This is a genomic window from Salinivibrio sp. HTSP, from assembly GCF_003390965.1.
Lineage (GTDB): Bacteria > Pseudomonadota > Gammaproteobacteria > Enterobacterales > Vibrionaceae > Salinivibrio > Salinivibrio kushneri.
In genome coordinates this window covers 120,059-145,899 of record NZ_PXUD01000013.1, presented here as the reverse complement: position 1 = coordinate 145,899, position 25,841 = coordinate 120,059, and the positions used below count along the sequence as shown (strand labels likewise).

Sequence of the window (25,841 nt, the reverse complement as noted above, 5' to 3'; positions counted from 1 at the left end):
TATCATTAGGTGGCAGAGTGGGTTAGGCCTTTATCCTCAATCTCGCCACCTATTCCTTACTTATTTTCGCATAATTATTTTTAGGAGTGCTGGTATGTCCTCGGCAATGCCTATGGGCAAGCTATTGCTATTGATCGTTCTATTAGCGGCGGTTGGGCAAATGACCCAAACCATGTATGTACCATCCATCGGTGCAATGGCGGACGACTTCGCCGTATCGCCCGCTTGGTTGCAAGCGGTGATGGCTTGTTATCTTATTCCCTATGGGTTATCGCAGTTTGTTTATGGCCCTGTCTCCGATCGCATCGGCCGCAAGCCGGTTATCTTGTTTGGGTTAGCATTGTTTTTAGTCGGGACGGCTATCACCTTATTGGCGACCTCCTTTGCGATATTTTTACTGGGCAGTATTGTTCAAGGCGCGGGGATTGGCTGCGGCGGTGCCATGGCGCGCACCTTAACCCGAGATTGTTTTGCAGGAGCCAAACTGCACCGCGCCAACAGCCTAGTCAGTATGGGACTGATCTTTTCTCCCTTAGTTGCCCCGCTTCTGGGAGGGTTTTTAACCGAGGCTTTACATTGGCGTGCCAGTTATTTCTTCTTATTGTTACTCGCGGTATTGGTTTATACCATTATGGCTTGGCGCTTTAGCGAGACCTTGCCCGCTGATTTACGGCAACCTGGGCATTATGGCGCGCGCTATCGTCATGTGATGCGATCACGTCAGTTCAAAGGCTATTTGCTATGCTTGATTACCGTTTTTTCCGGTGTGTCTTTGTTCGAGGCGGCGGCGGGCGTGATCATGTCAGATGCGTTGGGGTTATCTCCGAGTGTGATTAGTTTGCTGTTTGTCGTCCCCCTGCCGGCTTACTTAGTCGGGTCAGGCCTGTCGAGTCGGCTTTCCGAGAGCATGGGGTATTATCCTACCCTGACATTGGGTGGTGTCTTAGCCTTGTTAGGGGCAGGGGTTATAGGTTTACCCGGTATGCTCGGTGACGTCTCACTCTATGCGTTGGTCGGTGGCGGCTGTGTGTATTTTGCTGGCGCAGGTATTCTCTTTCCGGCTGCCAGTACGGGGGCGATTAATCCTTTCCCTCACCATGCGGGTACCGCAGGGGCCATTCTTGGCGGCGCGCAAAATCTATTGGCAGGCCTAGTAACACTCGCGGCCAGTAGCCTCGGTGTGGCGAGCCAATTGTCGTTAGGGATAATCATGCTGACATTGGCGACCCTGGCAAGCTTAGGACTGGTGATCAGTTATCGCGCTCAAGCCCATGATGACGCGGATTCTGTGACCGTACTGTAATCATTCAAACGGGGATTATTCCATGAAGTCAGCACCAGTCTGCACCGATAACCCTTAGTCATGTCTCCGCGACAGGGTATTCACATCTAGATACCGTGGGAAGAGCAGTCGCATCCACAACGGCAGCACCTACCGCTGCCGTTATCCTGTAGGGCAGGGCTAGTGGAGCTGTGTTGGGCTGCGCTTCCACAATAAATGACAGAATTTATTATCGGGATCTCGGCTGATGAGCATACGCACAAAGACTTCATCTAACACCTCAGCGCCAGCTAAACCCATTTGCACCTCGGCACACTGAGACAAGTCAACATCGGCGCCCACATGCTCTGGCCAATCACTATTGACCTCAACCACCACAGCGCCCCCTTCTTCTTCAAAACGGGACTCATAGAGCATTAAATCGTCGAACTCCAAGTTGTCTGGGGCCGTTTCGGCAAAAATCTCGAACGCGATCTCTAACACGGTCTCCAAGCTGAGTTGATTCTCTTGCGTCATGGTAAGCTCTCATTGTCTGTATGTATGCGCACTATATCATGCTGTAAGGGGTATCTCAGCCGCGCCGTATCGGTTGCCTTTTACAAAGACGTACCTAGAGCGTATACGCATTCCTCCTCCCAACCGTCAGTGTCCATGGTGAAATCGACAACCTCTGGCTAAAATAAAAGCAGACCCACAGTTAGAGCGTTGATTTGTTTATGCAGATGACCAACAATAGCGCGCGTACCCAAACCTGTGTGAAAGTCGTGACTCAGTTGCAACCCAGAAACGCCTATTTACCGGAGCCCGACCGGCGCGCCCCGTTCCAATCTGAATTTATCCCCGTGATGATTAAAGCGGTGAAGCAACTCCGTGGCTTGCTCGGCAAGCGGCTTCACAGCGTCTATGTGAGTGGAGATATTGTTTGGCGGCGGGCCGTGGTGAATGAAAGTGTGCTATCGCTGACGGTGGTGTGCCAACACGCCTTGACGCTTGATCAATCGAACGCATTAAACACCTTGCTCTGGCGATTAAAAACCAGCCATAGCAAGGTGATCAGTGATTGTCATATCGATATCGTGACCGTGTCACATGTTAGAGATCTCTCACAAATCTTTCACTGGGGATTCTTTTTTAAGCACAGAGCCATTTGCCTCTATGGCCAAGACTTGTCGGCCAGTTTTGGTTTATTTGAAGCCAGCTGGGAAGTGGCGAAGGCGATGAATCCAGATATCTCTGACAAACTCGCGCGTGCCAAACAAAAAATCACTGCCGCCACCACATGGAATACCCAGCTCAATACGGCTCAATCGATTGCGGATACCCTGATACGCGGTGCATTTGGTTTGGTACTTCATAAAGAAGCGTATTGGAGTGAATCACTCAACGAGTGTGCGGATGCCTTTATCAAACACTACCCGGATAAAAAAATGGCGATTGAGCGACTTTTTATCCTGCTAGAGCGTAAACCGGTAAAAAAACGTGCTGTCATGACTCTCCTCAATGACTTTGGCGATTGGTTGATCAAAGAATACGCGCGCATTGACTTTAAAATTGGTTAACGAGCGTTTGGCAACGATGCGGGCGTTGGACGCTTGAGCATTAAGCGTATTCTGTGAGCCAACCCGCCTCATTCCCTACAAGTGAGTAACAGAATCTGATCTTGGTCAATAAAACGACGTAACAAACTTTTCACAAAAGATGGTTTGTTGAACTATAAAACCACCATTAGGCATGTGCAATCTGCTTTTGGGGTGTATTTATTCAGTATTTATGACTAAATAGTTATTTACATCCTGTGCATGATTCGATAATCTGCATGTCAGTTAGTCACGGTGAGTGAATAATTAATCAGCAAAGGCGCTGATACTCGCGGTGAGATAAATATAAATTCAGGATTCAGACGTATGCAAAAAACTGACACTCTCTCTACGAAGTCACCTTCGATGAGAAACATTCTGATGTTCGCAATCCCATCACTATTGGGGTTGTTCCTTTTTATGACGCCCGTCAGTTTCGGTGACAGTGTCACTATTCCGATTGCGGTGATGGCGAGCAGTGTCTTGGACTTACTAGGTAACAGTGCAACAGCGGTCGTCACTGCCTTAGTGGTGTTGAGTGCCGTTGTTTCAGTGTTGGTTACGCTGACCAAACCTGCCGTTATCATGCGAAATGGCTTTCTTAATGGCTTGTTTAACGTCTCACCAGTTTGGCTTGTCACCCGTGTTTTCGGGGCTGCCTTTATCGTGATGGCGTTTTATGGCTTGGGCTCGCCGGTCATCATGGGAGAAACAACGGGGGCCTTTGTGCTCAATGAGCTGCTGCCTACCTTGTTGTCTGTGTTTATCTTTGCTGGCCTATTACTGCCGCTATTGACCAGTTTCGGTATGCTTGAACTGCTTGGCGCGATTTTCACCAAGGTAATGCGCCCATTATTCGGTTTACCAGGGCGTTCTGCGGTTGATTGTGCCGCGTCTTGGCTAGGCGATGGCAGTGTCGGTATCTTGATGACCAGTAAACAATATGAGCAAGGTTTTTACACCCAGCGTGAAGCAGCAGTGGTTGGTACGACGTTCTCTGCGGTTTCAATCAGCTTTAGTTTGGTGGTGATAGCCCAAGTCGACTTGATGCACATGTTTGCCTGGTTCTATCTCACTGTCTGTCTAGCGGGGATTGCCGCGGCGATTATCGTACCTCGTCTACCGCCTCTGAGCTGGAAAAAAGATGCGCTTATCGATAACGCTGAGCGTGAAACCAATGATGAAGTCTTACCGGCTGGTCACAATACGTTGAGTTATGGACTGCACTGTGCACTGACACGTGCCGAGAAAATTCGCTCGGTAAGCAGTGTGCTAAAAGAGGGCGTACAAAACGCCGTCGATATGGTTCTCGGTGTATTGCCGGTTGTGATGGCGATTGGTACTGCCGCGTTGATGGTCGCCGAATACACCGATGTGTTCAGCATCCTAGGAGCGCCGTTTGTACCATTGCTTGAACTGCTGCATATCCCTGATGCGGTGAAAGCGTCTGAGACCATGATGATTGGTTTTGCAGACATGTTTATCCCGGCCATCTTAGCCGCTGAAATCGACAGTGAAATGACCCGTTTTGTGATTGCTACGGTATCGGTGACCCAGCTGATTTACATATCGGAAGTGGGTGCTTTGTTGCTGGGCAGCAAAATCCCAGTCAAGCTGTGGGAGCTGTTCGTGATCTTTATTTTACGTACGCTGGTCACACTGCCTGTCATCGCGGGGATTGCGCACCTGATTTTCTAATTAGGCATCACGCATAAGCCGCCATGCGCGTCCCAATACATCATCAACGCCTCACTGTTTGTGGGGCGTTTTTTGTTAACGCGTCCTCGTTGTTGTGATGCAAGCTCTCTGTCGTATCAACCCCCTATGGGCAGCAAGGGGCATACCTTGGTATGCTGAACGCAGCGGCGAATGGGAGGCGGGATGAAAATAGTGACTCTTCATGGGCTATACATGCATGGCGTATTTTTAATTCCGCTGTGCGAGCGCTTGGAAAAACAAGGGCATCAGGTACTGAATGTTTCTTATAATACGCTTAATCCGGATCTGGATGATATCACCGCTAAGATAAATGCTTTTATTGGCGACCAGCCCGCGATCTTGGTTGGTCACTCGATGGGCGGACTCATTATTCGCCGTTACTTGGAACAGCACACAGAGCAGAACGATAGACCACCTCTCGACATTCGTGCCGTGATCACCTTGGGTACACCGCATCAAGGCGCGAAGTTGGCACGTATCTTTGGCGATCTGGGGTGGGGCGGCTGGTTGTTTCAACGCAGCGAAGAGATGCTTATCCCTGACAAGGTCAAACCCTGGCAAAACCTTCCGCCATTACATAGCCTTGCCGGCGATTGCCCGTGGGGACCCGCTGGATTGTTATTAAAAGACCAAGTTTGCGATGGCACTGTGCTGGTTGAAGAGACCAAAATCGAGGGCATGATCAGTCACGATGTGTACCCGGTGACGCACATTGCCCTCCTATTTTCTCGCCGGGTCAGTGATCGTGTGATTCAGTTAGTCGCTCAATATACGTCGGCGGCTGTGCCAGCCGCCGAGGGCTAAAGTGGTGATTTTATAAGCTCACTTTAGTTCGGATGAGACGTGTTCTCCCACCCAAGTCTTAACAAATGTGCCATCGGGATCATACTGTTTGGCTTGTTTATCGAGATTAAATCGGCGGCTGCCACGCGGATCGGCACCAACGCCTGCTAAGTATTGCCAATTGCCATAATTAGCCGCTACATCAAAATCAATCAGTTGTTGTTCGAAGTACGCCGCGCCATAGCGCCAATCAACGCCTAATTCATGGATTAAGCAGCTGGCGACCAATTGTCGACTGCGATTAGAGAGCCAACCCGTTTGCTTAAGTTGGCGCATCGCCGCATTGACGATAGGAAAAGGCGTAGTGCCTTCACGCCACGCCATAAAGGCTTCGGCATAAAAGGTCGTAAGTGGCCGTTTGTTAGCCACGCCTTTAAATGCAAAAAAACGGGCACCGTAGTGATACAGCATCCATTGGAAATACTCGCGCCACAATAGCTCGAAATATAGCCAATAGGTGGACTCGTTCTTCTCGACATTGCGCTCATAGCGATCGAGCTCTGCAGCGACCCAGCGCACGGACAAACTGCCGTTAGCGAGCCAGGCCGATAAGCGTGACGAAAAATCCCAACCATCCAAGCCATTTCGCGTTTCTTTATAACGCTGAATGCGATGAGTATCCCAAAGGTAATGATTGAGCTGCGCACGTCCGGCGATTTCACCACCTTGATACGGCGCAATCCGGCGATCAGACAGGGGCGCGGGGTCGGACTTAATCGCTGTGATGGGGGCAGGCAACGACTCAGGCACCGGCAGCGGTAGGCGCGGCTTGAGCCCCCGTTTTTCCACCGCTTTACGGAATTGGGTAAACGTGGCAGGGATATCCGGTAAATCAAAAGGCAGTTGGTGCTGGGTAAACAAGGTGTGAGCATCCGAGACGACCACTCGCTGTGGAAAGCGCTCGACCAGCATATCAACCTGATGACGCTCGCGCGTGCCTGGGTGGTCCGTCACGCCAATAAGATCAAACGCGTGATCCATACACAAATTCGCCACCACCTCGAGCGGCTTGCCGGTGCGAATGATCAGCTTTTGTCCCATCGCATCCAGCGCGCGATGCAGCTCGGTTAAGCTTTGCCACAAAAACGCTTCTCGTGGAGCTCCGAGGTGCTTGCTTTGAAAGTGATCCGCGCGATACCAATTTGGATCAATCACAAACACGCAGGTCAGTTGATCGCAGCTCGAGGCTAAATTGGCGAGTGCAGGGTTATCATGTATTCGAAGGTCGTGGCGAAACCACATTAATCCGCGTTGCATACATCTCTCCTTTTTCTCACCAATACGCCAAGAGGCCGTCGCCGGATTGCTTGATGTGTCTCGTTGGCGGACAATTCATCGACATCGGACGTAGCAAAGCCTCTCGCTCACATTCGTAACTCAACGGTTGTGGGTGAGTGTAGTGGCTAGGCGTTAGATTTGTCGCTGCCGTTGTGCCCACATACCAATAAAAATAAAGGTCGCGACCAAGCCGGCAAAAAGCCAATGATCAGGCAATCCGCGCATTTGTCGTGCCAACCAAGGGGAGACGGCGATAATAAAAGCACCGTAACCAAAGGCATTGATCGCCACAAAAACGAGTGTACGCACGATAAAATGATGGCCGGTCAGTAAACGGCGTAGCGTCCGGTTGATATCATTGCCAAAAACCACCAACAGTGACGCGACAATCGCCACTGCAATATCACTGAGCCAGGGTGTTAACCATGCGCCCGCCTGAGAAAACCAAGAGATTAAAATATTCATAACGATTTACACTGTGTAGAATGCGGCTAGGTTACTGATTTCTGCTGGCGACTTCCAGCGCGGACTTGGCCCGCGGGAACGCACGATGTAAGGAGAAGGCATGAAGATCGCATCGATCGGGTTAGGGGACATCGCACAAAAAGCCTACCTGCCATTGATGGCCAACTGGCCGGGGCTGGAGTGGGTATTGTGCAGCCGTGATAGCGCGAAACGGGCGGCGCTGGCCACGCAATATCGTGTGAGTGAGACCGCAAGTGATATCCACGAGTGCTTAGCCTTAGGGGTGGATGGGGTGATGATCCACAGCGCGACCGACTCGCATGCGGCCTTGATTCGTACCTGCTTACAAGCAGGCGTGCCAGTGTTTGTCGATAAACCCGTTGCTCCATCAGGCGCGGAGGTTGAATCCTTATTCAACTTGGCAGAGCAACAACAAACCCCCTTATTTGCCGGGTTTAACCGGCGTTATTTGCCTTTGCTCAACACCCACCTTAATGGCCAGCGCCCTGAAGATGAGCTGGGCACACCGCTTTTATCGTTGCGTTGGGAGAAACACCGTCATGCGCTGCCCGATGCGCCACGTCGTTTTGTTTTTGATGATTTCATTCATCCGCTCGACAGTATCAATGTTCATGGTGACATCAATATTGATGACTTGGATGTATTTGCGCAATTTAGCGAGGGCTTGCTCGGGCGTTTAGATGTGCGTTGGCACCGCGACAATAGCTTGTTTGAGGCCAGCATGAACCGCCAGTACGGGGTCAACAAAGAAACCATTGCCGCGGCCTATCGTAACGAGTGCTATTTCTTTGATGGCTTTACCCGCGGTGCGCGCATGCAAGACAACGTCACCACACAGCTTACCTTGCCAGATTGGACGGGTATGCAAGCGAGCAAAGGTTTTGCCGCGATGCTCAGCCATTGGTTTGAGGTGGTTAGCGAAGGGCGGGTTGATGCTACTCTCACCGCTCGTAATGTGGCGAGCCACTGGGCCGCGGAAGATTTGGTCGCCTATTGTGAAGCGCTGCGCGATAGCCCTTAGTCCCACGCGCAGCACGCTGTGGCTGCTTACGCTTCGACCGGATTATCCGTATGCGAGTGGATTAAATAGGGCAATAACAACTGGCGGACATTAAAGCTCACGTTTAACTTGGCCGCCAGCAAATACAACCCGGCAATTTTACGGTGTAAAAACAGCGCATCCGCCGGCGGCGTGTGCCAATAGCCTTGCTCCATGCTCAGCGCCATCCCTCGGTTACGTAAACGGGTCGCTAAATCGGCGTCGCCAAAATTAAATGGCGCATCCGTTGCGATCGGCTCACACGCCGTGTTCACAAGCTCCAGCACGCTGGCTTTTTGCTCCGGCAAGATGTGCTCGGCAAAAAAGCCAATTTGGGTCAGTGCCGCCTCAATACCCACGTTGTCTTTTTCAATCGCCGCTAAAAATAGCTTGCGATAGCCATCGGTAAAGGTCGGGGCATACTGACGGGTGGCGCCAAAATCGAGCAACACCACACGCCCGGTGTCAGGCTGATACAAATAATTGGCAAAGTTGGGGTCGGTTTGTACTTCACCGAATACAAAGACTTCCTCAAACAGCAACTGGAATAAGCGACTGATCACACGATGACGAATTGTCTCTGAGGCGTTGTTGAGCCGCTCAATCGGTTCTCCTGCCATATAGCTCATGGTGAGAACGCGATCAGAGGTAAGGGCTGAGTGCACTCTTGGCACCATTAAACCGTTGGCATTTTTCAAATGGTCGCCAAACCGTGTCAGTGCTTGTGCTTCTTTGCGGTAATCGGCTTCGTCATGCAGCTGCTGCTTGGCTTCATCGAGTAAGGCTTGATAGTTGGCTTCTTTGGGGATCAGGCCACTGAGGCGCAATAAGGTGATTACATTATCCACATCGCTATCAATGCTGTCTTTGATGCGCGGGTACTGTACCTTTACCGCCACTTTTTCACCGGCATCGGTATAGGCCTCGTGCACTTGGCCAATCGATGCTGACGCGATGGGTGAGAAACGAAAATGAGTGAACTCAGCCTGCCAATTATCGCCCAGCTCTTCATTAAGTACTGCTTTAAGCTGCGCCGGAGGCATGGGCGTGGCGTTACTACGTAAGCGGGCGAGCAAATCACTAAGCTCTGGCGGGATCAGATCTCCTGCATCCATCGAAAGCAACTGACCAACCTTCATCGCCGCCCCACGCAAATCTGCCAGTTTATCTGCCACATGGGCAATATTGGCCGGCGACATCACCAAATCCTTACGACTCGGCCGATTGCCTTGGGCAAACTGTTTGGTACCTTCCCACGCCACATTCGACGCCACCCGCCCCGCCAACGAAGCCAGCGCACCAAAGCGAGAAAACTTACCATGCGGCACTTTACGATTTTTCATAGCCACCTCCTGAATCCCCCTAAGAGTACGGGGTAAATAGCAGAATGGTTTGGTGAGACGAGTTGCTCGCTCTCACGCAGACGCGAGTTAAAGAGCCAAACCCACACCAGGATATGACAAAGACCTTTCCATTTACATGACATTCCAACCCGGGTCACAGCCCCGGGGGTGAATTTGCGTTTAGATCAAATAAAACAGCAGTTTATATTTTTGTATGTCTAGTTAAGTAGTAGCATTTGCTTACAAAGTTAGTCTGCAGGGTGATTGCCAATGAAGCTGATGTTTAAAACGAAGATACTGCTACTTGCCATCGTGCCACTGATCGCCTCGATGCTGATTATGAGTGCGGTAACGGCCTATAACGAACAGGCATTAATAGAGGAAAATATTGCTACGTTTCGGGACAAGCTGGTTAACGAGCGTAAAAAGCAACTAAAAGAAGTCACTCAGGTGGCGGAAAACATCGTTAAGCGTATTAACCCAGGCACCAGTGATGCTCGCTTGGCCGAGGTGAAAACAGCGCTCACAGATGTACAGTTTGGTGACGCGGGTTACTTTTTTATTTACAACAAACAGGGGATCAATGTGTTTCATCCTGTTAAGCCCGCGCTTGAAGGGAAAAACCTGATTGATTTTACCGATCCGAAAGGCAACAAGGTCATTCAGGGCCTGCTTGAGGCCGCACAACGTGGCGATGGCTACTTTAATTTTATGTTTGATAAGCCGGGTACCGATGCGCTGATTGATAAAATCGGCTACGCGGTAATGGTGAATAATGGTCAGTGGCTGTTAGGCACAGGTGCCTACACCGATGACATTGAGCAAGAGGTCGCTGCCTATCGCACCGACGCAGAGCAAACCTTGAATGCGCAAATTATCCGTTTAACCTTGCTCGGGCTAGGCACGGTGGTGATTACCGGCTTATTAGTGAGTTGGTTTGCGCAGCGTATTGGCGAGCCGGTGAAAAACATGCTCGATAAGCTTAATGATATTGCCAGTGGCGAGGGGGATCTCACTCAGCGCTTGCATGTGCAAGGCCATGATGAGATCGCGCAACTTGGCCATGCGTTTAATCGTTTTGTAGAGAAACTGCAGCAGACTATTCAGCGTGTGGCGCAAGTGACGGCACAAGTAAACAGCACCGCCAGTGATATGGCTCAGCAAACATCTGCGGTAGCGCAAAAACTACAAACCCATGATGACGAGACCGAGCAAGTGGTCACCGCGGTAACAGAAATGAGCTCTGCTGCGCAGGAAGTGGCACAGAACACTACTCAGGTTGCTGATGCCGCTACGTCTGCCACCCAAGACGCCCAGAATGCACAAACCCAAGTGCATGAATCTATCTCGTCGGTTGAGCGGTTGGTAGCGAAAATGGGTGAGTCGAGCGGGCAGGTGGACCAGCTTAAAGCCCAGTCGGACAAGATCACCTCGGTGTTGTCTGTGATTGGTGAGATTGCCGAGCAAACCAATCTACTGGCGCTGAATGCGGCGATTGAAGCGGCCCGTGCGGGTGAGCAGGGGAGAGGCTTTGCGGTAGTGGCTGATGAAGTGCGCACCTTGGCCAGTCGCACCCAAAGCAGCACTCATGAGATCCGTGACATGCTCGATGGCCTGCATGTGCATGTGGATAGTGCGGTCAAAACCATAGCCGACAGCGATCAAGAGTGCCAAAACATGGCAACGATCTCATCAGAAATTGGCGAGCGAATCACCTCGGTGAGTGCGGCGTTTTCGCAAGTGAACGATATGACCTCGCAAATTGCCAGCGCAGCATCAGAGCAAACCACGGTCACCGAAGATATTCATCGTAACCTCATATCAATACGGGACATTGTCACCAGCTTACTAAACGCGAGCGAGACGTCGTCACATGCGGCGGAAGAGCTGAGTTCGCTTGGCCAAGATCTCGATACCTTGGTCGGGCAATTTAAAGTCGCGTAAATCACGCTTAACTCGGTCCCACGCGCAAGCATAGGCGCGAGGCATGATAAAAACGTTAAAGGACGCTTACGGCAAGCGTCCTTTCGCTTTACAATAGGTATTTTAGCGATATTATGCTCACGCAAACGTTTGCTTTGAACATATTGTGCGCTGCTGAGAGGGTTTCATGCTGCCTGATGCCGAGATTTGTCGTAATACCACACTCGCCCCCATATCTACCATTGCCAAGCAAGCTGGCCTCCTTGACTCAGAGTTTAAAACGCAAGGTAGCTATAAAGCCAAAGTTTCTCTCGATTGCGTAAAGCGTCTTGCCTCCAACCGAACGGGAAAGTTGGTTCTGGTCACCGCCATCACTCCCACGCCCTTGGGTGAAGGCAAAACCGTCACCACCATTGGTCTTGCGCAAGGCTTGGCGAAGCTGAATCATTCTGTGACAGCGTGTATTCGTCAGCCTTCGATGGGGCCCGTATTTGGCGTGAAAGGTGGCGCAGCTGGCGGTGGTTATTCGCAAGTGGCTCCAATGGAGGAGCTCAACCTCCACTTAACGGGAGATATTCATGCGGTGACCGCGGCGCACAACTTGGCTGCTGCGGCTATTGATGCGCGAATCTATCACGAGCAACGCCTAGGCTATGACGATTTTGAGGCGCGTAGTGGCTTAAAAGCGTTAAAAATCGACCCAAGTCGCGTTGTATGGAAGCGGGTGATGGATCACAACGATCGCGCTTTGCGTATGGTGACTGTGGGGAAAAACGAGCCTGGCAAAACCATCAACGGCTACGAGCGTGAGGGCGGGTTTGATATCTCGGCCGCCTCTGAGCTAATGGCGATTTTGGCGTTGGCGAGCGATCTTCGCGATTTGCGTCAGCGCATCGGCCGCATAGTGTTGGCTTATAGCCATACTGGTGAGCCGATCACCACCGAGGATTTACAAGTAGCTGGCGCGATGGCGGTGAGTATGAAAGAAGCGATTGAACCCACTTTGATGCAAACCCTAGAAGGCGTGCCGACACTGGTTCACGCCGGTCCATTTGCCAATATTGCCCATGGCAATTCGTCGATTATCGCCGATAACATTGCCCTTAAGCTGGGGGACTATACCGTCACCGAAGGTGGCTTTGGCTCGGACATGGGGTTTGAAAAAGCCTGCAACATCAAAGCGCAAGCATCGGGTAAAGCACCAGACTGCGCGGTGATTGTGGCGACATTACGTGGCCTTAAAGCCAACTCAACGCACTATAACTTTTTGCCTGGGCAGCCATTACCAAAATCACTTTTTGCGGATGATCATGAAGCATTGGTGGCAGGGTTTGAAAACCTAAAATGGCACATCAACAATGTGAATCAATATGGTGTACCGGCAGTGGTCGCAATTAACCGTTTCCCGCAAGATAGCGATGCTGAGCTTGAGACACTCAAGGCGATGATTGAAGCACTGCCCAACAAGGTGCGGGTAGCGATCAGTGAAGGCTTTGCCCAAGGTGGTGAGGGTACGCGTGAACTGGCGGAACAAGTGGTCGCGCAATGTGAAACCGATGCATCATTCTCGCCCTTGTATCGTGCTCATCAAAGCTTGGAAGAAAAACTAATGGCGGTTGCGGAAGTCGGTTATGGCGCGGGAAGTGTGACGTTAAGTGAGACCGCCAAACAGCAACTGCGACAATTTAAAGCGCAAGGGTATGACGGTTTGGCGGTCTGTTTGGCGAAAACACCGCTATCAATTTCAACCGATGGTGCGATAAAAGGCGCTCCCAAAGGCTTTGATGTACCAATCCGCGAGTTGAAATTATGCGCGGGGGCTGGATTTGCCTATGCCTTATGCGGCAACGTGATGACTATGCCCGGCCTACCGGAAAAACCAGCGTTTATGAACCTTGACCTCGATGATGAGGGGAATATTGTTGGATTGAGTTAATGATACTAACCCTCGTGAGAGCCGCTGTTGTCAGCGGCTTTTTTGTTTTTGCTAGACGCGGCCACGCTTGTGATTGTCTTCAAGGTCGCGTGATGTGGTATCCTCTCTGGCTTCAATTCTCCCACCGACTGTGAGCCTGACTTGAAAAAAATCGCGGTTTTTGTCGACGTTCAAAATATCTACTACACCACACGCCAAGCCTACGGGCGTCAGTTTAACTATCGTCAGTTGTGGCAAACCCTCAATGACATGGGGGAGGTGGTAACTGCGTATGCCTACGCCATTCGCCGCGATGACGATCAGCAAATCAAATTTCAAGATGCCCTGCGCCACATTGGCTTTACCGTCAAGCTCAAACCTTATATTCAACGCGCCGATGGCAGTACCAAAGGCGATTGGGATGTGGGGATTGCTATTGATGTGATGGAAACCGCGCCCGAGGTCGATACCGTGGTGCTGTTATCTGGCGACGGAGATTTTGACTTGCTGATGAACAAAATCCGCGCGCGCTATCACACTGAAGCGATCGTGCTTGGTGTGCCTTCCCTAACGGCTAATTCCTTGGTGAACAGTGTCGATCGCTTTATTGCGATTGAAGACGATATGTTGTTGTAGGCACGGCGTTTAGTTTGCGGTTCTGGGACAATTTCTGATTTTATGTTGATGTTGAAGTGAGTAAACGATGTACAAATTAATCGCCCTAGATATGGACGGCACCTTGTTAAACAGCGAGAAAGCAATATCTGCTGAGAATAAGCAAGCTATTGCCCGTGCGCGTGAGAAAGGCGTGACTGTGGTATTAGCGTCTGGCCGTCCGCTTGAAGGCATGCAGCCTAAGCTGGATGAGTTGGGTATCCATTCAGATAAAGACTTTGTGCTTTATTACAATGGCTCGATGGTGAAAAACGTGGGGACCGATGAGGTGATCTTGCAAAAAGGGCTAGACGGCAAAGCCGCCAAAGCGCTGGCTCGACATGCTGAAGCATTGGGGGCCTACGTGCACGCGTTTAGTACTGAACATGGTTTGATTACCCCGGCACAGAATCCGTATACCGAGATTGAGGGCAAGATCAACGGCCTAGATATTACCGTGATGGATTTCGAGACCCTAAGCGATGATCATCCGATTATCAAAGTGTTGATGGTGGCAGAGCCAAGCAAGTTAAACGAAGTGATCAGTGCGTTACCATCCGCGCTACGCGAGGAATTTACGGTCGTGCAAAGTGCGCCTTTCTTCCTCGAGTTTTTAAACCCTGCGAGCAATAAAGGGGCGGGGGTGGCCGCCATTGCAGCGCATCTAGGTATTCAACTCGATGAAGTGATTTGCATGGGCGATGCTGAAAATGATCACGCAATGTTGGAATACGCCGGCCTTGGCATTGCGATGGCGAATGCCATGGAAGCAACCAAGCAAATCGCGGATTACATTACCGAGAGCAATGATGAGCACGGTGTGGCCAAAGCGATTGAAAAGTTTGTGTTAGCGGCCGATAGCGCCGTAGCGTAAAACGAACAAGCATGAACAAATGGGGTGGGTGTTTGTGCCTGCCTCGTTTTTTATTTCATGGTATTGATGGCGTATTTGTAGAGCGTTTTGGCGTGAGCCTATCTGGCTTTAATGAGCCGATAGCGGTATTCGCGCAAAACAAAAAAGCCTGCTTAAAAGCAGACTTCTGGAAATGGTGCGTCCGGGCAGACTCGAACTGCCGACCCCCGCCATGTCAAGGCGGTACTCTAACCAACTGAGCTACGGACGCGAATTTCAAAATTTGGTGCGTCTGAGTGGACTCGAACCACCGACTTCCACCATGTCAAGGTGACACTCTAACCAACTGAGTTACAGACGCATAATTTTTCGTTTCAAGCAAAGTGGTGCGTCCGAGTGGACTCGAACCACCGACCCCCGCCATGTCAAGGCGATACTCTAACCAGCTGAGCTACGGACGCACAGTGCTTGAAAGCGGGATGAATAGTAGCGAGTTCATCTGTGTCACGCAAGCGCTTAAGCCCATATTTTTGCGTAGAAACGACTGTTTGGCGATTTGATCGTCAATATGGCGATGTTTTCGCTATCTGTCATGCGTGAGTGACTGTTTTAACGGTGACGCGCTGATTGTTGATGCGTTATTGCCCGAGTTTGACATCGCAACGCTGGAACAATTGTTGCCAGACATCAGCATGATGTTTAATCGCCGCCTTGTAGGCCTGATAAGCGTCTCCCTTCCAGTAGGCGTTTTTGTAATCGTTAAATGTGTCAGGCGTGTTTAATGTCGCCAGTCGCGAAAGCGCCGGGGCAAGATCGCGATACAGCCCATCCACCCGAGCCAGATATGGCTGCACATCACCCACGTAAAACTTATAAAAGACAGTCTGCAGGCGTTTTAAACGGGTGGTATCAAAATTACCGCCGCAACGCACTTTATCTTGATGGTTAGCAATCAGTTCACTGGTTTGGTTAAGCCAAGCGGTGTGATAGCTCAAGCTCACAAACAAATCGCCTAGAATTGGCTGTTTTTCGATGCTTTCTTGCCAGTCTGTAACAGACTCTGTGGGCGCTTGGGTTGAGGGTATTAATTGGCTAAATTGCGCAATGGTGTTGACCGCATTGCTGTGTGCTGGAAGCTCGATGGGGAGCGTAAACGCCGGCAAGCTGAGCTGCGCGCGCCAAGCATCACTATCAATCAAGGTATTCCAGATCACTTTCTCCCGCTGCTGGCGTTTAAGCGCCAGCGCCTTTTCTAGCTCAGCGTGAATACTTGGATCCTTCACTTGCGGCAAACACTGCGCCGCGGTATCCATAAAATGGAGCTCATAGTCGAGCTGCCGAAAGCGGTCGGCCACTTTACCTAAGGAAGAATTACGCTCCGCGATCAGGTTGAACAAACCACACTGGCGAAGCTCGTAAGCGTCGAGGACGCCCATTCTCAGCTCTTCCAGTGGCTGAACCAGATCGCGTTTACGTGGCAATGTCGGTAGCTCAGGGGCGGTGAAATCGGGGGTTGGCGCATCCAACACATTGCCAAGTCGCTGATAGTAGTCGGCCATCATGTCCTTGGCCGGATCATCTGATTGGCATCCCGCTAATGCTGCTAACGATATGACGAGTATTGCGGTTTGTATTCGGCGCATGATGTCGTTTTTATCCTTTACCTTTTCAGACTCACTGCTTCATTTTACGCGAGCGATCTAACCCGCGATCGCTCTGCGTAGTGTTAGCTTAAGCGCATTGGCGGGGCTATGTCATTTATTTACCGCTCTGCCATGGCTAGTTGGAACTCGGGGGATTGTTGGCGCATCCAGCGTAAGCGTAGACCCAACAATACAGCCGCACTAGATAGGCCGATAATAATGCCAACCCAGAAACCATGTGCGCCCATGGCCGGCACCAGCCAGTCTGTCATACCAAGCACATAACCGAGAGGCAAGCCCAGCCCCCAGTAGGCGATTAGGGTGCGTTGGAAAATCGCGCGCATGTCTTTGTAGCCACGCAGGGCACCGGCGGCGACCACTTGAATGGCATCGGTTATCTGATAGATAGCCGCTAATAACATCAATGATGAGGCCAGCGTGGCGACGTCGGGGTTATCCGAATACAGGGCGATAATGAGATCGCGTAGCCATACGGTGAGTAGAGCAGTGATCACGGCCGTGCTGACACCAAGCCAAATACCAATTTTAGCGGAATTGGCCGCGCCTTCGGTGGTGCGTTTGCCCAATAGGTGGCCGACACGAATGCTGACTGCCACGCCAAGGCTCATCGGCAACATAAAGATCATGGTGGAGAAGTTGATCGCCACCTGATGCGCGGCCACGGTTATCGGCCCAAGTGGGGCGATTAAAATCGCAATCGCCGCAAACAAGGTCACCTCGAAGAAGAGCGAGGCCGCCACGGGGAAGCCGAGTTTAAATAAGCGGATTTGCTCTTTGATAATCGGCGTGTAAAGGGTGGCGAATAGGTGTAGACCACTTAGCTTTTTGCTGATCATCACATACGCGGCCATCAGCGCTGCCATCAGCCAGTACACTAGCGCGGTGGCAACGCCACATCCGACGCCGCCAAGTTCTGGGGCCCCCAGCTTACCGTAGACGAACATCCAGTTAAGCGGCACGTTAGCGGCCAGGCCGATAAAACCTATTACCATTGCTGGAACTGTGAGTGACATGCCTTCACATAAGTTACGAATCGCTTGGAAAAGCAAAAAAGCCGGGACGGCCCAAACCACGGCATGTAAGTAACCAATGGTCTTAACCGTGAGCGCCGCTTCGACATCCATCAAGTCAATAATAAAGCCAGCTTTATATAAAATGAGCCCAATCGGCACGCTTAATAGCAGTGCCATGTACACGCCCTGCTGAAATTGAAAAGGGATCTGGTTTGCTTTACCAGCCCCGTTGAGCTGGGCAATCACGGGGACCATCGCCATTAGTAAGCCGATGCCAAATAAAATCGCGGGCATCCATATACTTGAGGCTACCGCCACGGCCGCCATATCGGTAGCACTGTAGCCACCTGCCATCACGGTATCGACAAACCCCATAGAGGTTTGCGCTATTTGGGCAATAAAAACAGGCACACTCAGCCGAACAATGGCTCTTGCTTCATCATGGTATTGCTGCACGTTGGCCTCAACATGTTTAAGTGAAAGGAAGGGAGGAATCGATTGCGCGCAATTATACGTGCGAGTGGAAGAGAAAGGAAAGCGAAAGCACTATCAATTTCGCACCTGCGACGATGCAATGATTTTAAGATAGCGAGTGGCGGTGGCTGCGAGCCTAACGACTAGAAAATTTGCTCATCGTCTGCATCAATAAACAGATTAATGGTTCGATGAGATTCATCAATCTGCATATCGTAATGAATGGCATTGCAACAGTTTGGGCAATCTTCATAAAACTCTTGGTTACCACCACTCAGATCCAATGTGATATCAAAGCGATGGCCACAGTGCGGGCAATTAACGATCCGGTCAGTCATATCGTCCATGGTTACACACCTCTTTTCGGTTCTCTGTACTTAAGGTCAGTATAGATGAGGATGGTAAGGGGATAAACGTAGGGAAGAATATGATCGATAAACTGGGCTTTGCGTCGCGACAAATGGCATATCACCTGAATGCCGGTGAATGCCATTATGCTGCTATTACGACGTCGACGGCGAGAGCGATTCGAGATTATCTGCGCTAAATGCGCGAAGGCTCGCAAGCTTTTGGTCGGCAATCACGAAACGGGGATCTTCCCACTCGTGAGCGGCGGGCACAACAATGGTTTTCATTGAGGCCGCCTTGGCGGCAAGTAGGCCGGTAAAGGAATCTTCAAAGGCAACACAGTGCTCGGGAGCCACATCCAAGGCGTTGGCGGCGTTAAGATAAACCTCTGGATGAGGCTTGCCGTATTTAAGCGCGCCCGCTGACTCGACAATGGCAAATTGCTCACTGAGTCCTAACGCATCGAGAGTTGGATGAATAAGCGTAAGGGGCGATGACGAGGCTAAACCCACTTTAAGTCCGGCTTGATGGCAAATTGCTAGCGCGTCTTTAACGCCCGGCATCATCGGTTTTTCGTCTTTCACTAACGCCACCACACGGTCGACGATCCGCGCTTGTACGTCGGCATTGGAGGGACCCTGCCAAGGCTGAGTGCGTGCGTAGTATTTGACTATCTCGTCAATTCGAACGCCTGTGGTATCACGTGTGTCTTGCAAACTGATGGAAACACCCAGCTCGCTCAATACGTCAATTTGTGCACGTTGCCAGAACGGCTCTGAGTCAACCAACAGGCCGTCCATATCAAATATTGCGGCAGATAACATTGCCAACCTCATTCTCAGTTTGTGTGCTCCGCATCCTACACCGTGAGTGCGAGTTTTGTCAGCAATTGTTCTGCTTGCGTGAGGTATGGGCCGCCGAATAAGTTGACGTGGTTAAGCACATGATAAAGGTTATAAATATCTTTTCGTTGTTGATAGCCCTCATCTAACGGCCACTCGGCTTGATAGCCGTTGTAAAAGCTTTGCGGGAAACCGCCAAAGAGCTCTGTCATGGCAATATCGGCCTCACGATCGCCCCAATAACAAGCTGGGTCAAACACCACAGGGCCGTTGACCGACAGCCCCATGTTGCCCGACCAAAGATCCCCATGCAGTAACGAGGGCTTAGGCGTGTGGCCGACAAGTTGGGCTTTAACATTTTCGGTAATGGTATCGATGTCGCCAAAATGCAGCGAGCGCTCAGCCGCCAATTGCAATTGCCAACCAATACGTTGTTCAGCAAAAAAACGACACCATTTGCGGTGCCAACAGTTTCTCTGCTCCGTGGTGCCAATGTAATTATCATCATCAAAGCCGTATTCTGCTTGTTCCCCCCAACGATGATGGCGCGCTAAGTGTTGCCCCAGCAAATACGCCTGCGTATCGTCTATCGGTTTGATGGGCAGATAGTTGAGCACTAAGACAGCGTTATCTTTCACGGGACCAACAAAATACACCTGAGGCACACGAATATGGCCGCTCATCGCGAGTTGACGTAACCCTTCTGCTTCGGCTTCAAAGGCGGGGAGTAGGGCACGCTCGTTCACCTTGACGAAAAAACGTTGATCGCCGCCATCGCTAACGCAATAGGCATCATGGATGTCGCCACCACTGAGAGCGTGTTTTTCGGTGATCTCAAAATCAATCCCGAGTTGATCGGATAGGTGTACAGACAGGGCATGCCACATAAGCGACTCCGTTACATCGAGGTAAAGGGGGAAGTAACAGTAACTGGTTATATAGTAGCCTAGGATGTCGCCTAATATCTGTGGATATGACGACAGTTTGAATAAAAAACGGCTCATAAAGAGCCGTTTAACTGTCGGTTTGGTGCTTATTGCCACGGTTAAGAGATGGAAGATAAGCTCGGCAAGAGGCTATTTGGCATTAAGCGATTATAGGTGCCGGTTTTAAGCAGCGCATTAGCCTTTTCGATATCCGGGGCAAAGTAGCGGTCTTTATCATAAAAGGGCACCACGCCACGCAATTCCGCTTTGGCTTGCTCCAAGCGCTCAGAACTTTTATGAGGGGCACGAAAGTCAATGCCTTGACTGGCTGAAAGCAGTTCAACGGCCAAAATACCGCGTGTGTTGCTGCTCATATCATGTAGGCGGCGAGCGGCAAAGGTCGCCATGGAGACATGATCCTCTTGGTTTGCTGAGGTAGGCAGGCTGTCAATCGACGCTGGGTGGGCCAGGGTTTTGTTTTCACTGGCTAACGCCGCAGCAGTGACCTGTGCGATCATAAATCCAGAGTTAACCCCCCCGTTGTTTACCAAAAACGCAGGGAGTTTGCTGAGGTTAGTGTCGATAAGTAGCGCCATCCGACGCTCCGATAGGCTGCCAATCTCTGCAATCGCTAATGCGAGGTTGTCTGCAGCCATGGCAACGGGCTCGGCGTGGAAGTTACCCCCAGAAATAATGTCGCCATCTTCTGGGAACACCAGTGGGTTATCGGATACCGCATTAGCTTCCGTAATGAGCACGTCGGCGGCTTGGCGAATTTGCTGCAAGCAAGCGCCCATCACCTGTGGTTGGCAGCGCAGTGAGTAAGGGTCTTGAACCTTTTCGCAGTTTTGGTGGCTATCGCCAATTTCACTGGACTCATTTAATAGGTGGCGATACGCGGCAGCGGCATCCATTTGGGTTTGGTGGCCGCGTACGGCGTGAATGCGTGGATCGAAGGGGCGTCGGCTGCCGAGGGCTGCTTCCACTGATAATGCACCACAAACCGTGGCAGCGGCGTACAGATCTTCGGCCTCGAACAGACCTTCGAGGGCAAAGGCCGTGGACGCCTGCGTACCATTAAGTAGCGCCAGCCCTTCTTTTGGCCCCAGTGTAATAGGCGATAACCCAGCGATTTTTAACGCGGCTTCACCAGAAATCACTTCGCCTTTATAACGCGCTTGGCCTTCTCCCAATAGTACCGTGCTCATATGCGCGAGAGGCGCAAGGTCGCCTGAAGCGCCCACGGAACCTTTTTTGGGAATACAGGGATACACCTCGCGGTTGACCAGCTCTGCCAGTGCTTTGACGACCTCAAAGCGGATCCCGGAATAGCCACGCGCCAAGCTCGCAATTTTGAGCACCATCATCAGGCGCACGGTGGCATCGTCCATAAACTCACCAATGCCCGCTGCGTGAGACAGCACAATCGAGCGCTGGAGTGTTTCCAGATCGTCCAGCTCAATACGGGTATTGGCCAATAAGCCAAAGCCCGTATTGATGCCGTATACCACCCGTCCTTGCTCAAGGACGTTGGTGACAGTGTCGGTGCTGGTTTTCATAGTGGCTTCAATGCCGTCAGTAAACGCCAGTTGCACGGGCTCTCGGCTGACTTGTCGTAGTTGGTCTAGGGTGAGCTCACCAGGTTGTAGCGTTAATGTGTACATCTTGCTCTCCTTAGCGCAGCGGTTGGTTAGGTAAGTCCAACAGCGGCAGATCGAGTTGTTCTTCTTTGGCGCAATCAATGGCAATATCGTACCCGGCATCGGCGTGGCGCATGACGCCTGTCGCAGGATCGTTTCGCAACACCCGTTCCACACGTTGGTGGGCATCATCCGTGCCGTCACAGACAATCACCACGCCAGAGTGTTGTGAAAAGCCCATGCCAACACCGCCACCATGGTGCAAAGATACCCAGGTGGCTCCTGATGCTGTGTTTAGCATCGCGTTGAGTAATGGCCAATCAGACACCGCGTCCGAGCCATCGAGCATGCCCTCGGTTTCACGGTTCGGGCTCGCGACTGAGCCTGAGTCTAAGTGGTCACGGCCAATCACCACGGGCGCTTTGAGTTCGCCATTTTTCACCATTTCGTTAAAGGCAAGAGCCAAGCGGGCACGGTCTTTGACACCCACCCAACAAATACGAGCCGGTAAGCCTTGGAACTGAATGCGCTCTTTGGCCATATCCAGCCAGTTGTGCAGGTGCGGGTCATCCGGGATTAGCTCTTTGACTTTTTGGTCGGTTTTATAGATATCTTCCGGATCGCCTGACAGGGCCGCCCAGCGGAACGGACCAATTCCTTGGCAGAATAACGGACGAATATAGGCAGGGACAAATCCTGGGAAATCAAAGGCATTGTTAACCCCCACTTCGAGTGCCATTTGGCGAATGTTATTGCCGTAATCCAAGGTCGCCGCGCCGCGCGTTTGCAAATCAAGCATCGCTTTTACTTGTACGGCCATTGACGCTTTCGCCGCTTTCACAACCTCTGCTTCGTTTTCTTTGCGCTGAGCAGCGGCTTGCTCCATGGTCCAACCTTGCGGTAAGTAACCATTGAGAGGGTCGTGGGCTGAGGTTTGGTCGGTGACCACATCGGGGGTGATATTGCGCTTCACCAGCTCAGGGAAAACATCAGCCGCATTGGCCAGTAACCCAATGGAAACGGGCTTGTCAGCTTGATTGGCTTGCTCAATCATCTCCAGGGCTTCGTCAAGCGAGGTAGCTTTGCGATCGACATAGCCAGTGCGCAAGCGATAATCGATACGGCTTTCATCACACTCAACCGCAATCATTGAAAAGCCAGCCATGGTGGCTGCCAGTGGCTGAGCGCCACCCATGCCACCCAGACCACCGGTCAAGATCCAACGTCCCTTGGCTTCACCATCGAAATGCTTCTTAGCGACGGCAACAAAGGTTTCGTAAGTACCTTGAACAATGCCCTGCGAGCCGATATAAATCCAGCTCCCAGCGGTCATTTGGCCATACATCATCAAACCTTGCTTATCTAGCTCATTGAAGTGTTCCCAGTTGGCCCAGTGCGGCACCAAGTTTGAGTTGGCAATAAGCACTCGGGGCGCATCTTTGTGGGTGGGGAATACGCCCACCGGCTTGCCGGATTGCACCAACAAGGTTTGATCGTCATCGAGACGTTTAAGCACGTCGACAATTTTATCGAAACATTGCCAGTTGCGTGCGGCCCGTCCAATTCCCCCGTAGACAACTAAGCCATTAGGGTGTTCGGCCACGTCTGGATGTAGGTTATTCATTAGCATGCGAAGGGGGGCTTCGGTTAGCCAGCTTTTAGTATTTAGCTCTGGCCCGGTTGGGGCTTTAACCGTGCGTGAATCAAAACGTGGATCCGTCATGGTTACTCTCCTTGTTGGTGAATATGGTGCGATGCCGCGTGTAGCATGGTCCAAGCCATGCGAGCCGCTAATCGACTGGTTTGTTGGTCGCGATCGTAGTGAGGATTAACTTCAGTGATGTCGCACACGGGAACACGAACGCGCTGCCGGTCGGCTTCACTAAAAATGGATTGAATCAGTGGTTCAATGACTTGCACTGGGACGCCGATTGTCGCTGGTGCGCTCACACCTGGCGCGGCACTGGCGGGAAAAACATCCATATCAAGCGTGAGGTATAAGTAATCACACCCTTGGATAAATTCGCTTAATTTCGCTTTGAGTGCCGGTAGCGCAGCCACCTGCATGTCGGTATCTTCTTCTACCCAGCACCCAAGTTGTGCGGCTTTATCAAAGAGTGCCTGGGTGTTGCTGGTTCGGCTTACGCCTAGGCAGGCATAGTGAAATGGCCAGCCTTTTTGCTGACAAAGCTGGGCGATCTGCGCAAAGGGTGTCCCTGAACTACCGGCTTCGCTGATCCCTTGTGGCGTGCGCAAGTCAAAGTGCGCATCAAAATTAATGATGCCAATCTTGGGTGCCTTCTGGGATGAGACATGACGTGACAAGTAGCCGGATAAACCTTGAAAACTGGCCCACGCGGTTTCATGTCCGCCCCCCAGCACCAGAACATTATGCTGTGATAGTGTTTGGTGAATGTGTTGACTTAGCCCTTGCTGTGCAAGAACGAGGTCGGTGTCATCACAGACGATATTGCCACCATCATAGAGGGCAGGAGCGTTGTGCCAGGCAAAGTTCGCTAATGCCTGCCGAATCGTATCCGGTGCCAGTGCCGCACCCTGACGACCTTTGTTGCGAGCGACACCTTCATCGCAAGCAAAACCGTAGATCACTACGCCGCCTTGTTCACAAGAAGACGTGTACGAGGTCACCGTTTGGTGCAAGCGTCGTCCGCGCTCGCCGTCCTCTGGGTCAACACGCCCTTGCCACAGCGTCATATCAGCCGGTAAGTGTTTCATCAGCGGCTCCCCTGGTTGTCATACCATGTTCCGGCAACGATGCGCCCAGCCAGTGGCGCAGTGCCCACCATGTAACTAAGCTCAGCCGGGGATTGGCAATGCCAAACCGCCAAATCCGCATCAAATCCGACAGCGATTTGCCCTTTGTTGTCTAGCCCCATGGCTTGTGCAGCATGGCGGGTGACACCGTAGAGGTTCTCTTTAGGCGTCAATTTAAAAAAGGTTGAGGCCATGTTCATCATCAGGGTTAACGAGGCAAAGGGTGACGTTCCTGGGTTAAAGTCCGTCGCGAGTGCCATGGGTACTTGGTTGTCACGCAATGCTTGAATCGGAGGGAGTTGAGTTTCACGGAGAAAGTAAAACGCACCAGGAAGCAAGGTCGCAACCGTGCCGCACTCTGCCAAAAGCTGAGCGTCGGCTTCTGATAAGTATTCAATATGATCCACCGACAAGGCGCCTGCTTTTGCGGCTGCCACACTGCCACCGAGATCGCTGAGCTGTTCGGTGTGCGCTTTAATCTTTAATCCATGCGCATTGGCTGCGGCATAGACTTTTTCTGCTTGGTCGACGCTAAAGGCTATTTTTTCACAAAAGACGTCTACGGCGTCAGCCAGTTGCTGTTCTGCCGCGGCGGGGATCACCGAGTGACAAACATAATCAATATAATGGTCGGCATCGTGTTGATACTCAGGCGGTAATGCATGCGCCGCTAACAAAGTCGTTGAGATATTGATAGGCAAGTGCTGTTCAATGGCTCTTGCTACACGCAACATTTTGAGCTCGTCTTCGAGGGTAAGCCCATAGCCTGATTTGATTTCGATTGTTGTGACACCGTCACGCATTAACGCCTCTGCCCGAGGGAGAGCAAGCGCCAGTAATGTCTCTTCGCTGGCCGCACGGGTAGCATTCACGGTCGATAAAATCCCCCCACCTTGTTTTGCAATGGTTTGATAGGGCACACCGTTGAGGCGCTGCTCGAATTCACCGGCGCGATTGCCGGCAAATACCAAGTGTGTGTGACTATCGATAAGTCCTGGTGTGACTAGGCAGCCATTTAACGACTGCTTGGGCCAATCAAGCTGCTTGGCTTGCTCCCCTAGCGCAACGATTTTTCCGTTCTCGACGGCGATCGCAGAGCCAGACTGGCATTGATAGCCTGACGCTTCACTCATCGTGCTCGCCATACTGATGACGTTTGCCTCGGTAAAGACCTTTTTCATGGTGAATACCTTGCTATTCCATAAATGTCTATACAAATGTATAGACAAATAATAGAGCAAACACAA

The 25,841-nt window shown here is 51.4% G+C and carries 22 protein-coding genes and 3 tRNA genes; 9 read left to right on the top strand and 16 right to left on the bottom strand.

Annotated features, from left to right (window positions below):
• Positions 1–94 precede the first annotated feature (94 nt).
• On the top strand, positions 95–1,303 hold the full coding sequence (gene emrD, locus C7A19_RS03315; protein ID WP_116644147.1) for a multidrug efflux MFS transporter EmrD: 1,209 nt from the start codon (positions 95–97) through the stop codon (positions 1,301–1,303).
• A 159-nt stretch (positions 1,304–1,462) separates the two neighbouring features.
• On the opposite strand, the gene C7A19_RS03310 is transcribed toward emrD, so the two are convergent.
• Positions 1,463–1,798: a DUF440 family protein gene (locus tag C7A19_RS03310; protein WP_069361267.1), complete on the bottom strand. Its 336-nt coding sequence runs from the start codon at positions 1,796–1,798 to the stop codon at positions 1,463–1,465.
• A gap of 200 nt (positions 1,799–1,998) precedes the next feature.
• Here C7A19_RS03310 and C7A19_RS03305 point away from each other — a divergent pair, with 200 nt between their 5' ends.
• The 3 genes from C7A19_RS03305 to C7A19_RS03295 all read left to right on the top strand — a co-directional run bounded on the left by C7A19_RS03305 (position 1,999) and on the right by C7A19_RS03295 (position 5,382).
• Positions 1,999–2,841, top strand: a complete 843-nt coding sequence (locus tag C7A19_RS03305; protein ID WP_077607912.1) for a hypothetical protein — start codon at positions 1,999–2,001, stop codon at positions 2,839–2,841.
• A gap of 399 nt (positions 2,842–3,240) precedes the next feature.
• Positions 3,241–4,557 carry a YjiH family protein gene (locus C7A19_RS03300; RefSeq protein WP_116644146.1) on the top strand — a complete coding sequence of 439 codons (1,317 nt, stop codon included), beginning with the start codon at positions 3,241–3,243 and terminating at the stop codon, positions 4,555–4,557.
• Positions 4,558–4,740: 183 nt separating this feature from the next.
• Positions 4,741–5,382 (top strand): alpha/beta fold hydrolase, encoded by a 642-nt coding sequence (locus C7A19_RS03295; protein WP_077522146.1) that lies wholly within the window; start codon positions 4,741–4,743, stop codon positions 5,380–5,382.
• Between the two features lie 18 nt (positions 5,383–5,400).
• Here C7A19_RS03295 and C7A19_RS03290 read toward each other — a convergent pair whose 3' ends face one another.
• Positions 5,401–6,678: a DASH family cryptochrome gene (locus C7A19_RS03290; protein WP_077607911.1), complete on the bottom strand. Its 1,278-nt coding sequence runs from the start codon at positions 6,676–6,678 to the stop codon at positions 5,401–5,403.
• Positions 6,679–6,831: 153 nt separating this feature from the next.
• The gene (locus C7A19_RS03285) at positions 6,832–7,164 is read right to left on the bottom strand and encodes a DUF3392 domain-containing protein (RefSeq protein ID WP_116644145.1); all 333 of its coding nucleotides are present in this window, start codon (positions 7,162–7,164) and stop codon (positions 6,832–6,834) included.
• Between the two features lie 100 nt (positions 7,165–7,264).
• Between C7A19_RS03285 and C7A19_RS03280 the strand changes: the two genes are divergently transcribed.
• Complete coding sequence (locus C7A19_RS03280) at positions 7,265–8,206, top strand: Gfo/Idh/MocA family oxidoreductase (protein ID WP_116644144.1); 942 nt, start codon at positions 7,265–7,267, stop codon at positions 8,204–8,206.
• A 26-nt stretch (positions 8,207–8,232) separates the two neighbouring features.
• Here C7A19_RS03280 and C7A19_RS03275 read toward each other — a convergent pair whose 3' ends face one another.
• Entirely contained in the window at positions 8,233–9,573 is a 1,341-nt protein-coding gene (locus tag C7A19_RS03275) for an AarF/ABC1/UbiB kinase family protein (RefSeq protein WP_201264058.1), read from the bottom strand.
• 264 nt (positions 9,574–9,837) lie between these two features.
• Here C7A19_RS03275 and C7A19_RS03270 point away from each other — a divergent pair, with 264 nt between their 5' ends.
• The 4 genes from C7A19_RS03270 (at position 9,838) to C7A19_RS03255 (ending at position 14,933) form a co-directional block, all read left to right on the top strand.
• Positions 9,838–11,511, top strand: a complete 1,674-nt coding sequence (locus C7A19_RS03270; protein ID WP_116644142.1) for a methyl-accepting chemotaxis protein — start codon at positions 9,838–9,840, stop codon at positions 11,509–11,511.
• Between the two features lie 166 nt (positions 11,512–11,677).
• Positions 11,678–13,426, top strand: a complete 1,749-nt coding sequence (locus C7A19_RS03265) for a formate--tetrahydrofolate ligase (RefSeq protein ID WP_116644141.1) — start codon at positions 11,678–11,680, stop codon at positions 13,424–13,426.
• Between the two features lie 141 nt (positions 13,427–13,567).
• Complete coding sequence (locus tag C7A19_RS03260) at positions 13,568–14,041, top strand: NYN domain-containing protein (RefSeq protein WP_046073274.1); 474 nt, start codon at positions 13,568–13,570, stop codon at positions 14,039–14,041.
• Between the two features lie 67 nt (positions 14,042–14,108).
• Positions 14,109–14,933 (top strand): Cof-type HAD-IIB family hydrolase, encoded by an 825-nt coding sequence (locus tag C7A19_RS03255; protein WP_116644140.1) that lies wholly within the window; start codon positions 14,109–14,111, stop codon positions 14,931–14,933.
• A 173-nt stretch (positions 14,934–15,106) separates the two neighbouring features.
• Here the strand turns inward: C7A19_RS03255 and C7A19_RS03250 are convergent.
• The 12 genes from C7A19_RS03250 to hutI all read right to left on the bottom strand — a co-directional run bounded on the left by C7A19_RS03250 (position 15,107) and on the right by hutI (position 25,775).
• A tRNA-Val gene (locus tag C7A19_RS03250) sits at positions 15,107–15,183 on the bottom strand.
• Positions 15,184–15,196: 13 nt separating this feature from the next.
• Positions 15,197–15,273, bottom strand: a tRNA-Val gene (locus tag C7A19_RS03245).
• A 23-nt stretch (positions 15,274–15,296) separates the two neighbouring features.
• Positions 15,297–15,373: transfer RNA gene (locus tag C7A19_RS03240), tRNA-Val, on the bottom strand.
• Between the two features lie 177 nt (positions 15,374–15,550).
• Positions 15,551–16,555, bottom strand: coding sequence for a DUF3080 domain-containing protein (locus C7A19_RS03235; RefSeq protein WP_116644139.1), 1,005 nt, complete (start codon positions 16,553–16,555; stop codon positions 15,551–15,553).
• Positions 16,556–16,674: 119 nt separating this feature from the next.
• A complete protein-coding gene (locus C7A19_RS03230) occupies positions 16,675–18,045 on the bottom strand; it encodes an MATE family efflux transporter (protein WP_077599842.1) in 1,371 nt (456 codons plus the stop codon).
• A gap of 161 nt (positions 18,046–18,206) precedes the next feature.
• Positions 18,207–18,410 (bottom strand): CPXCG motif-containing cysteine-rich protein, encoded by a 204-nt coding sequence (locus C7A19_RS03225; protein WP_069362368.1) that lies wholly within the window; start codon positions 18,408–18,410, stop codon positions 18,207–18,209.
• A gap of 156 nt (positions 18,411–18,566) precedes the next feature.
• Positions 18,567–19,235 (bottom strand): hexitol phosphatase HxpB, encoded by a 669-nt coding sequence (gene hxpB, locus C7A19_RS03220; RefSeq protein WP_116644138.1) that lies wholly within the window; start codon positions 19,233–19,235, stop codon positions 18,567–18,569.
• Positions 19,236–19,270: 35 nt separating this feature from the next.
• Positions 19,271–20,140: a fructosamine kinase family protein gene (locus tag C7A19_RS03215; RefSeq protein WP_116644137.1), complete on the bottom strand. Its 870-nt coding sequence runs from the start codon at positions 20,138–20,140 to the stop codon at positions 19,271–19,273.
• 158 nt (positions 20,141–20,298) lie between these two features.
• Positions 20,299–21,843, bottom strand: coding sequence for a histidine ammonia-lyase (gene hutH / locus C7A19_RS03210; protein WP_116644136.1), 1,545 nt, complete (start codon positions 21,841–21,843; stop codon positions 20,299–20,301).
• A gap of 10 nt (positions 21,844–21,853) precedes the next feature.
• Positions 21,854–23,542: a urocanate hydratase gene (gene hutU, locus C7A19_RS03205; RefSeq protein WP_116644135.1), complete on the bottom strand. Its 1,689-nt coding sequence runs from the start codon at positions 23,540–23,542 to the stop codon at positions 21,854–21,856.
• 2 nt (positions 23,543–23,544) lie between these two features.
• Positions 23,545–24,555: a formimidoylglutamase gene (gene hutG, locus C7A19_RS03200; protein WP_116644134.1), complete on the bottom strand. Its 1,011-nt coding sequence runs from the start codon at positions 24,553–24,555 to the stop codon at positions 23,545–23,547.
• Complete coding sequence (hutI, locus tag C7A19_RS03195; RefSeq protein WP_116644133.1) at positions 24,555–25,775, bottom strand: imidazolonepropionase; 1,221 nt, start codon at positions 25,773–25,775, stop codon at positions 24,555–24,557. The genes hutG and hutI overlap by 1 nt, the downstream gene beginning before the upstream one ends.
• Positions 25,776–25,841: the final 66 nt, after the last annotated feature.

Coding starts and splice junctions, on each gene's coding strand:
- C7A19_RS03290 (WP_077607911.1), bottom strand. CDS start 6,678: ATGCAACGCGGATTAATGTGGTTTCGCCACGACCTTCGAATACATGAT.
- C7A19_RS03295 (WP_077522146.1), top strand. CDS start 4,741: ATGAAAATAGTGACTCTTCATGGGCTATACATGCATGGCGTATTTTTA.
- hutH (WP_116644136.1), bottom strand. CDS start 21,843: ATGTACACATTAACGCTACAACCTGGTGAGCTCACCCTAGACCAACTA.
- C7A19_RS03305 (WP_077607912.1), top strand. CDS start 1,999: ATGCAGATGACCAACAATAGCGCGCGTACCCAAACCTGTGTGAAAGTC.
- hxpB (WP_116644138.1), bottom strand. CDS start 19,235: ATGTTATCTGCCGCAATATTTGATATGGACGGCCTGTTGGTTGACTCA.
- C7A19_RS03225 (WP_069362368.1), bottom strand. CDS start 18,410: ATGGACGATATGACTGACCGGATCGTTAATTGCCCGCACTGTGGCCAT.
- hutU (WP_116644135.1), bottom strand. CDS start 23,542: ATGACGGATCCACGTTTTGATTCACGCACGGTTAAAGCCCCAACCGGG.
- emrD (WP_116644147.1), top strand. CDS start 95: ATGTCCTCGGCAATGCCTATGGGCAAGCTATTGCTATTGATCGTTCTA.
- C7A19_RS03280 (WP_116644144.1), top strand. CDS start 7,265: ATGAAGATCGCATCGATCGGGTTAGGGGACATCGCACAAAAAGCCTAC.
- C7A19_RS03255 (WP_116644140.1), top strand. CDS start 14,109: ATGTACAAATTAATCGCCCTAGATATGGACGGCACCTTGTTAAACAGC.
- C7A19_RS03215 (WP_116644137.1), bottom strand. CDS start 20,140: ATGTGGCATGCCCTGTCTGTACACCTATCCGATCAACTCGGGATTGAT.
- C7A19_RS03310 (WP_069361267.1), bottom strand. CDS start 1,798: ATGACGCAAGAGAATCAACTCAGCTTGGAGACCGTGTTAGAGATCGCG.
- C7A19_RS03265 (WP_116644141.1), top strand. CDS start 11,678: ATGCTGCCTGATGCCGAGATTTGTCGTAATACCACACTCGCCCCCATA.
- C7A19_RS03270 (WP_116644142.1), top strand. CDS start 9,838: ATGAAGCTGATGTTTAAAACGAAGATACTGCTACTTGCCATCGTGCCA.
- hutG (WP_116644134.1), bottom strand. CDS start 24,555: ATGAAACACTTACCGGCTGATATGACGCTGTGGCAAGGGCGTGTTGAC.
- C7A19_RS03235 (WP_116644139.1), bottom strand. CDS start 16,555: ATGCGCCGAATACAAACCGCAATACTCGTCATATCGTTAGCAGCATTA.
- hutI (WP_116644133.1), bottom strand. CDS start 25,775: ATGAAAAAGGTCTTTACCGAGGCAAACGTCATCAGTATGGCGAGCACG.
- C7A19_RS03285 (WP_116644145.1), bottom strand. CDS start 7,164: ATGAATATTTTAATCTCTTGGTTTTCTCAGGCGGGCGCATGGTTAACA.
- C7A19_RS03300 (WP_116644146.1), top strand. CDS start 3,241: ATGTTCGCAATCCCATCACTATTGGGGTTGTTCCTTTTTATGACGCCC.